This window comes from Balneola vulgaris DSM 17893, assembly GCF_000375465.1.
Lineage (GTDB): Bacteria > Bacteroidota > Rhodothermia > Balneolales > Balneolaceae > Balneola > Balneola vulgaris.
On record NZ_AQXH01000001.1, the window covers coordinates 917374 to 928293 of the forward strand.

Annotated in this window: 12 protein-coding genes; 6 read left to right on the forward strand and 6 right to left on the reverse strand. The window is 40.2% G+C overall.

The genetic code is table 11. From position 1 onward, the window contains the following. Window positions 1-33: 33 nt before the first annotated feature. Window positions 34-1107, reverse strand: coding sequence for a class I fructose-bisphosphate aldolase (locus tag B155_RS0104045; protein WP_018126964.1), 1074 nt, complete (start codon window positions 1105-1107; stop codon window positions 34-36). Window positions 1108-1229: 122 nt separating this feature from the next. Here B155_RS0104045 and dusB point away from each other — a divergent pair, with 122 nt between their 5' ends. Together dusB and B155_RS0104055 are read left to right on the forward strand one after the other, a co-directional pair. After that, on the forward strand, window positions 1230-2219 hold the full coding sequence (gene dusB, locus B155_RS0104050) for a tRNA dihydrouridine synthase DusB (protein WP_018126965.1): 990 nt from the start codon (window positions 1230-1232) through the stop codon (window positions 2217-2219). Between the two features lie 59 nt (window positions 2220-2278). Then, entirely contained in the window at window positions 2279-2479 is a 201-nt protein-coding gene (locus tag B155_RS0104055; protein ID WP_018126966.1) for a hypothetical protein, read from the forward strand. Between the two features lie 62 nt (window positions 2480-2541). On the opposite strand, the gene serS is transcribed toward B155_RS0104055, so the two are convergent. Then, entirely contained in the window at window positions 2542-3810 is a 1269-nt protein-coding gene (serS, locus tag B155_RS0104060) for a serine--tRNA ligase (RefSeq protein WP_018126967.1), read from the reverse strand. A gap of 159 nt (window positions 3811-3969) precedes the next feature. On the opposite strand from serS, the gene B155_RS0104065 reads away from it, so the two are divergent. The 4 genes from B155_RS0104065 (at window position 3970) to B155_RS0104080 (ending at window position 6994) form a co-directional block, all read left to right on the forward strand. Further along, window positions 3970-4449, forward strand: coding sequence for an Lrp/AsnC family transcriptional regulator (locus B155_RS0104065; protein ID WP_018126968.1), 480 nt, complete (start codon window positions 3970-3972; stop codon window positions 4447-4449). Window positions 4450-4541: 92 nt separating this feature from the next. Further along, window positions 4542-5834, forward strand: coding sequence for a sigma-54 interaction domain-containing protein (locus B155_RS0104070; RefSeq protein ID WP_018126969.1), 1293 nt, complete (start codon window positions 4542-4544; stop codon window positions 5832-5834). Further along, a complete protein-coding gene (gene lptE / locus B155_RS0104075) occupies window positions 5821-6333 on the forward strand; it encodes an LPS assembly lipoprotein LptE (RefSeq protein ID WP_018126970.1) in 513 nt (170 codons plus the stop codon). The genes B155_RS0104070 and lptE overlap by 14 nt, the downstream gene beginning before the upstream one ends. A 49-nt stretch (window positions 6334-6382) precedes the next feature. Beyond that, window positions 6383-6994 (forward strand): hypothetical protein, encoded by a 612-nt coding sequence (locus B155_RS0104080; protein ID WP_018126971.1) that lies wholly within the window; start codon window positions 6383-6385, stop codon window positions 6992-6994. A gap of 29 nt (window positions 6995-7023) precedes the next feature. Here B155_RS0104080 and B155_RS0104085 read toward each other — a convergent pair whose 3' ends face one another. The 4 genes from B155_RS0104085 to B155_RS0104100 all read right to left on the reverse strand — a co-directional run bounded on the left by B155_RS0104085 (window position 7024) and on the right by B155_RS0104100 (window position 10855). Next, window positions 7024-7677 (reverse strand): MBL fold metallo-hydrolase, encoded by a 654-nt coding sequence (locus B155_RS0104085; RefSeq protein ID WP_018126972.1) that lies wholly within the window; start codon window positions 7675-7677, stop codon window positions 7024-7026. 69 nt (window positions 7678-7746) lie between these two features. Continuing rightward, window positions 7747-7962: a 50S ribosomal protein L31 gene (rpmE, locus tag B155_RS0104090; protein ID WP_018126973.1), complete on the reverse strand. Its 216-nt coding sequence runs from the start codon at window positions 7960-7962 to the stop codon at window positions 7747-7749. Between the two features lie 67 nt (window positions 7963-8029). Next, on the reverse strand, window positions 8030-9535 hold the full coding sequence (locus tag B155_RS0104095) for a sigma 54-interacting transcriptional regulator (protein WP_018126974.1): 1506 nt from the start codon (window positions 9533-9535) through the stop codon (window positions 8030-8032). A 63-nt stretch (window positions 9536-9598) separates the two neighbouring features. Next, a complete protein-coding gene (locus tag B155_RS0104100) occupies window positions 9599-10855 on the reverse strand; it encodes an anthranilate synthase component I family protein (RefSeq protein WP_026167186.1) in 1257 nt (418 codons plus the stop codon). Window positions 10856-10920: the final 65 nt, after the last annotated feature.

Here is a 10920-nt window from a genome sequence, read left to right on the forward strand (position 1 = left end):
AACCAGTAAGGCTCAAAGTTATTATCCGAAAAATTACGCTAAAGTAATTTCGTCGTTTAAATACACGTCCTGAATCATATTCAATAACTGAATACCTTCTTTCAATGGACGTTGGAAAGCTTTACGACCACTAATTAAACCCATGCCACCAGCTCTTTTGTTGATGATGGCCGTTTTAACAGCGTCAGCAAAATCGTTATTACCTGATGCACCACCTGAGTTAATTAAACCAGCACGGCCTGCATAACAGTTAATTACTTGGTAACGTGTTAAGTCGATTGGGTGATCAGAACTCAGTTCAGAATACACTAAATCATCAGTTTTACCGAAGCTCTCAGATGCATTCATAGCCGTATAACCACCATTCACATTGGGCTGCTTTTGCTTGATGATATCAGCACCAACAGTAACACCGATGTGGTTAGCTTGGCCTGTTAAATCTGCTGAAGTGTGGTAATCAACACCGTCTACTTTAAATGCACTGTTACGCATGTAGCACCATAAAATGGTAGCCATTCCAAGCTCGTGTGCATATGCAAAAGCGTCTGCTACTTCTTGAATCTGACGGCCACTTTCTTCCGAACCGAAATAAATAGTAGCACCTACAGCAGCAGCGCCCATGTTATACGCTTGCTCGATGTTACCAAACATAATTTGATCGAATGAGTTTGGATAGGTCAGTAACTCATTGTGATTGATCTTTACAATAAAAGGGATTTTATGTGCATACTTTCTTGATACACTAGCTAAGGCTCCAAATGTTGAAGCTACACCATTACACCCAGCCTCAATGGCAAGCTTTACGATATGCTCTGGGTCAAAGTAATCTGGGTTCTTAGCAAATGAAGCACCTCCTGAATGCTCAATACCTTGATCTACAGGTAAAATAGAAACGTACCCTGTTCCTCCAAGTCTCCCGTGATCTAGCAACCATTGTAGGTTACCTAAAACTCTGTTGTTGCGATCTGAATGGTACCATACATCATCCACATAGCTTGCAGATGGCTTAACCAAACGATCTTTGCTTATAGTTTGACTAACGTGGTCTAGTAAGTATGATGCTTCACTTCCAAGAAGCTCTTCGATACTTTTAGTTCCAAGTGACATATTTCTTCCCTTATTATTGTTGAATTGAAAGCCCAAAATATAGGACTAAATCAACGAAATGACTAACTCCTGTTTAAGAAAGCCTATTCTAAATTACGATTTAGTTTCCTTATCTTTGTTTCATGAAAATTGACGATCTACAATTACCCGAAAAACCACTTTTTTTAGCCCCAATGGAAGACGTTACGGACTCCCCGTTTCGTCAAATTTGCCGCCAGAAGGGAGCAGATATTGTATTCACTGAGTTCATCAGTTCTGAAGCGTTAATACGTGATTCAGAAGTTGCGCTGCATAAAATGAGTTATAATGAAATCGAACGCCCTTTTGGAATTCAAATATTTGGAGGGCGTGAAGAAGCGATGCATGGAGCTGCTCAAGTGGCCCTAAATAACAATCCAGATGTGGTTGATATCAACTTTGGGTGCCCCGTTTATAAAGTGGTAAATAAAGGAGCCGGTGCGGCTTGTCTTAAAGATCTAGCCATGATGGAACGCATGGCAGGCACGGTTGTAGATGCTGTAAAAGATCGCCCCGTTACTGTAAAAACACGCCTCGGCTGGGACGACAACACCATTCGTATTCAAGAAGTAGCATTGATGCTTCAAAAAATTGGAGTGAAAGCACTCACCGTTCACGCTCGAACTCGTGCCCAAAAATACAAAGGCGATGCTCGATGGGAGTTTCTAAAAAAACTCAAAAATACTCCCGGTCTTGAAATTCCTATTATTGGTAATGGCGATGTTACCACACCTCAACTCGCCCAAAAAATGTTTGATGAAACAGGTGTTGATGGAGTAATGATTGGTCGAGGTGCAATTGGTAACCCATGGATTTTTGAACAATCTCGCCATTACATTGAAACGGGTGAATTACTTCCTGAACCAACCTTAGAGCAAAAACTTCAGACCTGTGCTCATCAACTTCGACTGTCTGTTGAACATCAAGGCGAACGTTACGGTGTCATCATTATGAAGAAGCACTATGGGCAGTACCTAAAAGGAGTTAGAAATGGTAAAAAACTTCGTTTAGAGCTCATGAAGTACGACACGATGGATCCTATTTTAGAAATTCTACTGAACTTCAAAGAAGAAGAGTTTTACGCTTTAAGCTAGTACGCATCTTTTTCATTAAAGCCTCGTACCCTCACCCCAGTTAAAAAATTGGAGACATTATGTTGGCACGATTAGCACGCGTTTTAAGATCAATTGTTGGTACTGCAGGTGTAGCAGCAAGCCCAGTGAAGGCAATCGCTGGTGTAGTTATTAGCATGGTTATCCCCTACTTACTTTATGCATTCCTTGGAGGCTTTGGAATTGCTCTAGCACTCATCGGCATCGGTTGGGGAATCTGGTGGTTAGCCAAAAAAAAATAGGTCAGCCTGTAAAGCATTTAGCTCCACACACTGACCTTAATTCATTCTAAGTGGAAGCTACTTTATAAGTAATCTCTTCCTAAGAAAGGCTTCAGTACTTCCGGCACACGTACCTTTCCATTCTCTTCTTGGTACGCTTCTAAGATTGCACTTACCACTCTTGGTAATGCCAGCGCCGATCCATTTAAGGTATGAACCATCTCTGTTTTCTTTTCCTCTTTCCGATAGCGAAGCTGCATTCTTCGAGCTTGGAAGCTTTCAAAATTTGAGCAAGAGCTCACTTCCAACCAACGCTGTTGTCCTGGACTCCAAACTTCTAAATCATATTTTTTTGTTTGGGTGAAGCCCATATCGCCCGTACACATCAATAAGGTTCTGTAAGGGAGTTCTAATGCTTGTAGTAGTTTTTCAGAATGAAGGCGAAGACTTTCCAATTCCTCGTATGATTCTTCAGGCTTAACGATTTTAACCAACTCAACTTTATCAAACTGATGCAGGCGATTTAATCCACGAACATCTTTTCCGTAAGAACCCGCTTCACGTCGCCAGCATGGGGTATAACATACGTACTTAACTGGAAGTTGCTCTTCACTTAATATCTCATCGCGGTGGAAGTTTGTAACCGGCACCTCTGCAGTAGGAATAGCAAAAAACTCATCCCTAGGCACTACATACATCATATCCTCTTTGTCAGGAATTTGACCTGTACCTCGCGCTGAATCTTCATTTACGAAATATGGAGCTTGTAATTCAGTATAACCTGCATCTCCTGCTTCATTAATAAAATAATTAATCAAAGCTCGCTGAAGCTGAGCTACCGGCCCAACATAGAATGGGAAACCAGCACCTGTTACTTTAACACCACGCTCGAAATCTACCCAACCATATCGCTCCACGATATCCCAATGTGGCTTCCTCCACTCTTCTTTATTTGGCTCTCCCCAAGTAGCAAACGTCTCATTGTCGTTTTCAGAAGCCCCTACAGGAACAGAAGGGTGTGGCACATTAGGAATACGAAGTAACAATTCTTCTCGCTCCTCTTGAAGCGTCTTAAGCTGTTCTTCAAGTTGCTTAATGGTGTCTTTATCTTTTGAAGTCTCCGCAATTATAGCCTGAGCTTCTTCCTTTTTACCTTGCCCCATCAACGCACCAATTTGCTTTGCTTTGGCATTACTTTCGCTTCGCAATGCATCAACTTTATGGACTTGTGATCTCCATTCTTCGTCTTTTGCGATAACTTGATCAACCAAAGATGAGTCTTTTTCACCTTTATCGATCATGCCCTTTTTTACAATTTCCTTGTTTTCTTTTATAAAGTTGATGTCTAACATTATTCCTATAATTTTTATTGAGACAAGAAGATAAGAGCTATTACTGTTTTCTTTTACCCTTTTTTTAAAAGATTCCTGATTAAGTTCTTAACACTTCCTATTACTACAAAGGTCTTGAAACTAGGGAAAGACCCAAATAATAAATAAGGTATACTAACAATGAGCAACTTACTTGATGATATAGACATCGCCATTTTAAATCATTTACAAGAGAACGGTAGAGCACAGAGAAATAAAATAGCAGAAATGGTTGGCTTAAGTGTGCCATCGGTTTCAGAACGAATGCGAAAATTAGAAGAAAAGGGGCTTATATCGAGCTATAATGCGGTTTTAGATGCCAAAGCCTTTCACTTTGATATCACTGCATTCATATTCGTTCAGGTAGATGGTTCCGAGAATTATCCCTCATTTGTGGAAGAAGCAGCTACTGAAAAGGAAATTTTAGAATGTCATTCTATAACTGGTGATGGCTCACATTTCTTAAAAGTGCGCACTAAAAACACCTCCTCATTTGAACGCTTACTTTCTCGTATTCAATCATGGAAAGGCGTAAGTAAAACCCGTTCGAACCTCGTTCTATCTAGTTTTAAGGAAACTCGTTCGTTGCCTATTGAGCAAGCAACTGAGATTATTAAATAATCGAACTCCACGAATTTAATTGAGATTTAAGTTACTTACGAGCGAAGTAATGTGTAACTTTGCGTCATAATGTCAGAAAAAAATAACTAGAAATGGATCGCGAAGTTTTTCAAGAGCAATTTGGTTTATTAGGCACTTCGAACGAAATGCGCCAAGTGATTGATAAGATCATGCAGGTGGCAAAAACCGACATTAGTGTACTTCTTCAGGGCGAAAGTGGGGTTGGAAAAGATGTAACCGCACGTGCAATTCATGCCCTTTCAGAGCGCAAACGTAATAATCTTATTATTGTAAACTGTGGCGCTATACCAGAAGGGATCATTGAAAGTGAACTATTCGGACATGAAAAAGGAGCCTTTACAGGAGCCAATGAAAGTCGGGAAGGATACTTCGAGAAGGCGAATGGTGGAACCATCTTTTTGGATGAAATCGGTGATACCCCAAAAAATGTTCAAGTAAAGTTATTACGTGTACTTGAAAATGGAGAATTCTTCCGCGTTGGTTCGAGTAAAGTCCAAACTACCGATGTTCGTGTAATTGCCGCTACCAATTTAAACCTTTGGAAGCTTGTACAAGATGGTACCTTCCGTGAAGACCTCTACTATCGCTTAGATACTGTACAAATTCATCTTCCACCCCTACGCGACCGCCAAGAAGATATCATCCCAATATTCAGAAAATTTGTTCAAGAGTTTTCATCTAGGTATGATTCTGTATTCAAAGGCTTTTCTGACGAAGCTCGTGAACTACTTATTTCTTACCGATGGCCGGGAAATATCAGAGAACTTAGGAACGTAGCTGAGCAATTGGTGGTGCTTGAAAAGTCACAGTTCATTGACGCAGAGCGACTTCAAAAGTACTTGAAAGGGCGTCAAAGGCAAGGTTCTGCGGATAACCTCCCGATGGTTTCCGATCAGAAAGAAAGCAACAATCAACAGCAACAGGATTTTGACCGACGCGACCGAGAACTGGTATATCGTGCTTTAGTTGAATTGAGAACTGATATTAGTGACCTTAAAAAGATGCTCGCTAATTTCATGTATTCCACCATGTCCAATAAAGACATTAAAGCACTTCCACCTGCTCTTCAAAGCGACCTCGAAAATAAAGATGGCGCGGATGTTAGTATTAATCTTGATGATTATGCTACCTTAGGTGTGCAAAGTGCTCCTAAAGTAAATGAGCAGGAAGTGGAAGAAAGCGAAGAATCAGCCATGATGCGGTTCTTTGGAGGTGATGCCATACCTTCTATCGAAGCCACAGAGCAATTTCTAATCAAACAAGCACTCGAAAAATTTGATGGGAATAGGCGAAAGGCTTCTGAGACTTTGGGTATCAGTGAACGAACACTCTATAGAAAACTAGATCAATATGGCCTTGCGTAACCTCCTCTTACTCACTCTTATCAGCTTGATAGTAAGCAGCGGTTGTTTACGATATAGTTTCACAGGAGCATCTATACCCGATGGTGTAAACTCAATTTATATCCCATTTTTTCCGGATCGATCTAATAGTGGTATTAGTGATTTAAGTGATCGATTAAACCGGATTTTAGTAGAACGATTTATCAATCAAAGTAAATTACAGTTGGCATCTTCAGAAGAAGAAGCTGATGCCATCCTAGATGGTTCGATTGTAAATTACAGCAATAGACCTTTTAGCATCGGTGGAGATCAACAGGCCAATCAAAATCAGGTACAAATTACGGTAAAAGCCCGTTTTTTATACACTGCTCAGGATGAAGAAGAGTGGGACAAAAATTTCAGTGGTTCATTTACCTACGACCCTACTAGCGATCCCATTGCTGGTGAACAAACAGCCGCAGATGAAGCATTGGAGCAGTTGGCGAATAATATGTTTAACGACGCCGTAAGTAATTGGTAAATCTTTTGAATCTAATGCGTGCGTGCTGTATTATTGCATCTTGTTAACTATGGCAGATTTACCTTTCAACATACCGCAATCTCTACGTTCTTTTAACGAGCGCTTCGAACAAGAACCCGAAGTAGCTATCACTAAGTTATCAAAGCACTTAAAGAAGCGCGGACCTGATGCTGTAGGCCATTTTTTATTAGCTTGGTTTCACCACCTCCGCGACAATAAAAAAGAAGCAATTAAAGAGGCTTTAAAAGCAAAAACTTACGCTCCTGGAAGTCCTTTAATGGAACATCTTCATTATTTCTTAGTGCACCCAGAAAAATTTAATGCCGCTGTACCTGTGCAATCGTTTTCGACTGAACAGAGAAAACTTGATCACTCAAAAAGAACTTCACCAATTCTAGACTTGGATAGCTTGATAGCAATGCTAGAAGCCGTTGAATCGAATCGTATTCGCATTCCTACCGACGATGAGCCTTTTGACGACACTAACCTTGCTGAAGACGCTGAAGAGGTTGAGGATATCATTTCTGAGACCCTAGCTAAGATTCACGTGATGCAAGGGAAGAAGAATCAAGCTATTGAGATGTATGAACAGTTGAAAAGCATACATCCCGAAAAATCAGAGCACTTTCAGTCTGAGATTGAAAAGCTGAAAGCAAACTAGGCGTTCACATTTTCAGATTCAGCAATCAACTAAGCAAAGGGTAATTCCGACCCCTTCACAAAAGAGTTGTGCTTCTTTTCAAATCCGATAGTTGTAGAATCACCATGCCCTGGATATACAACCGTGTTATCAGGAAGCGTATATAGCTTCGTTCTAATGGACTGGGCAAGCAACTCGAAGTCGCCTTTGTATAAATCTGTACGGCCTATGCTTTGCTTAAACAAAGCATCACCTGCTATAACTAACTGTTCGTCTTTGAAATAAAGGGCGGTATGGTCGGGAGCATGACCGGGAGTGTACAGGCACTCAAAACTAAAAGCACCTACCGTAAATATGCCTTCTTTTGGAAGTTCTTCGGGGGTAAAAGAAAAGCCAACTTGGTTCAAACCAAACATAGTGGCTTGATTTCCAAAGTTTTCCCAAAGAAATAAATCTTCATGATTGAGATAGACTGGAATGTCGAAATCTTTGAGCACACGCTGAACCCCCATCACATGATCAACATGAGCATGAGTGAGTACTATAGCTTCTAATTCGATGCCTGATTTTGAGAGTACACTTTTGAACGTTTGGAACTCAGGTTCTTGTGCAAAACCAGGATCAATAAGAATGGCTTTATCACCTTTTATTAACAAATAGGTGTTTTCAGCAAATGGTCCGACTTCAAATATTTTTATATCCATAGGTCTATATAAAAAAAGGATGCATCCGGTGATGGAGCATCCTTTAAACTCTTAAGTAAAGCGCTAGAATTACTTCTTAGCGTCGTACATACGCTTAAAGCGATCAATACGACCTGCTTTAGTTGTCAATGCGTTACCGCGTGTATAGAATGGGTGATTCTTTGAATCTACCTCACTTTTGTACACACCATCTTTAGTGTTCATAGTACTGCGTGTAACTACCTCAGTACCGTCACTCATGATGACAGTAACTTCTTTATAATCTGGGTGAATACCTTTTTTCATAATACTGGGTCATTTCAATTTTCAAAGGCTAACAATATAAGATTATATATCAGCGAATTCAATGATTTTATGTATCAAAATCTTCAAAGTCATCGTCGCTCATTCCGCTTATGCTCGAGAACATCGAACCTAGCATATCTGAGTACAACGACTGGTCGTCCATATCTTGCTTACTAAGCTGCGAATTTTGATGTAACCCTTCTAAAACCAAGTCCATCCAACTATATAAATCCGACTCTTCCAATTCTTTGATTTGCGATTCTACCAATTCAGCGAGTCCACTCACTGAAGACAATCGTTGCTGATATTCTTTATTTGAAAGTGAGTCTGGTAAATGCACTTCTTCCCCTTTTGCAAACCAGCTAGTAATCGTAGCGTATTTTTGCTTCACAGCATCTGATTTACTCTGTGGATCTGGGAAATACGTTTTAAAGGTCTTATTAATCGCCTTCCCAATAATATGCTTAGCCACACTGATGGCTCCTTCCTGCTCTCCTTCATATACCAACTCAAGTTTACCAGTAAGCGCAGGCACCATATGGAACACATCAGAAATTCGAACGATGGTTTCTTCCTCATTATTTAGGATCGCTCGGCGTTCAGCAGAAGATATTAGTTGTTCCATCGCCGTGATCGTCATTCGTGTTGATACCCCACTTTTCTGATCAATGTATTCTGATTCTCGAGCTTCAAAGGCTGCCCGTTCAATAATCAGGCGATATACATCCGGTACATGAACTTTAATATCCCCTTCTCTATTCTGCCATGCCTCCTGTTTTGTGATACCTAAACCAATTTCAATTTCTTTTGGGTAATGCGTGATTATTTGTGCATCAATTCTATCCTTCAACGGAGTGATGATACTCCCACGATTGGTATAATCTTCCGGGTTAGCTGAAAACGCCATAGCTACATCAACGGGCATTCGCACATTGAAACCGCGAATTTGTATATCTCTCTCCTGCATAATGTTAAGCAACGCCACCTGAATTCGTGGTTGCAAATCTGGGAGTTCATTAATTACAAAGAGTCCCCTATTGGTTCGAGGTATTAGTCCAAAGTTAATCACATTCTCATTGGCTAAATCCAGCTTCTGAGTAGCGGCCTTGATGGGATCAATATCTCCTATCAAATCGGAAACGGTTGTATCGGGAGTGGCTAGTTTTTCACCGTACCTAAATGAACGATGGAGCCATTCAATTTCAGTTTCGTCTCCTTTTTCCGCTATAAGATCTTTGGCGTATTTCGATAGTGGATTTAGTGGATCATCATTCACATTTGAACCTTTCACCACAGGGATATATTCATCCAAAAACTGAACCAACGCACGTAATATCCTTGTTTTTGCCTGACCTCTTAAGCCGAGTAAGATCATATCATGCATGGAAAGTATTGCGTGCTGAAGCTGCGGTATAACGGTCTTTTCATAACCCAGAATTTCAGGAAAAAGAGGATCGCCTTTTTTCATAGCTGCAATCATATTTTTCCTCAATTCCTGTTTCACAGATTGAGTAGTCCAACCACTTTCCTTTAATGCCCCTAATGTGGCAATATCCTTGATGTCATCATTCATAAATAAACTCCTTATTTGGTAATTAAACCCTTAGGAAGGTCTCTTCATTCACCAAAAAATAAATTAATCTAGCAATCGGGTTAAGGCCCTCGCTTTTATCAAGGTTTCCTCCCATTCTAGCTCTGGATCGGAATCGGAGGTAATAGCCCCTCCCACTGGATATACAAGTTTTTCACCCTGCACTAGTGCTGTTCTGATTACAACATTGAAATCAAAGTCGCCATCGGGTTTGATGTAACCTATGGCTCCGGAATAAATGCCTCGCTTATAATCTTCGAGCTCTTCAATGGCTTTCATTGATGCGATTTTAGGAGCGCCTGTCATCGAGCCCATTGGGAAACATGCTTGTATAATTGAAAATACATCCACACCGGCATCTACCTTTGCCTCCACAGTTGATACCATTTGATGAACAGTTTCAAAGGTCTGGATTTCGAAAAGCTTCGAGACTTTTACACTTCCCTTTTGAGCTACTCTTGAAAAATCATTTCGAACTAAGTCTACAATCATCAAATTCTCAGCACGCTCTTTTTCCGAATTCATAAAGCGCTGAAGGTCGGCAATGGTATCATTTCCTTTTCTCTGAATGGTCCCCTTAATAGGCTGTGATATTATTTTATCCCCTCTTTTTTGAATAAACCGCTCTGGCGATGCACAACAAATTTGAACCTCATCCATGTACACATATGCCGCAAAAGGAACCGCGCCAATGCCTTCCATTTTGTTATAAAGATCTAGGCTATCGCCCTTAAACTGATATTGAATGGGGTGAGATATATTAATTTCATAAAACTCACCCTCACGTATTCTCTTTTTCGCTTGGTATATTTTTTTGAGATAACTCCTTTTCTTAATCTGATTTTTGGATTCAAGCTTTACGTCGGATGGATACCAATTCTTATCTATTGATGTAGGTTCCCCTCTTAGATATTCCATATCACCTGTTTCATTGACCTCTATCAACACTTCTGGAACCATGAAAAACAGATCTGCGGCTTCAATTACTTCCTCGTTATTTGAGGATAGTGCTTCGATATGGTTTTTTAAATCATAGCCTAGGTATCCAAATATCCAGTCTTTCTCCGATGCATAAAACTCCTGTAATGCCACAAATGGATTTCGATCAAATATCTCGACCTCACCATTTCTTAAGCATTCAATTTGAGTTCCTTTAGCTTTAATCCACGCCTTGGGTTTGCCCGCAATAAAAGAACGTTGGCTAGCTGGATGATCTTTTTTCTGCGACTCTAAGAGTATAACCTCTCCAAAAGCTCTTAAAGAAGCTATCTGTTGTGATATGTAAAATCTTTTCTGATCCATAGAATTCTGGCAACGATGATAAGGCTTATCCATCATTTATTACACGGTTTTCTTATTTTGTTTGA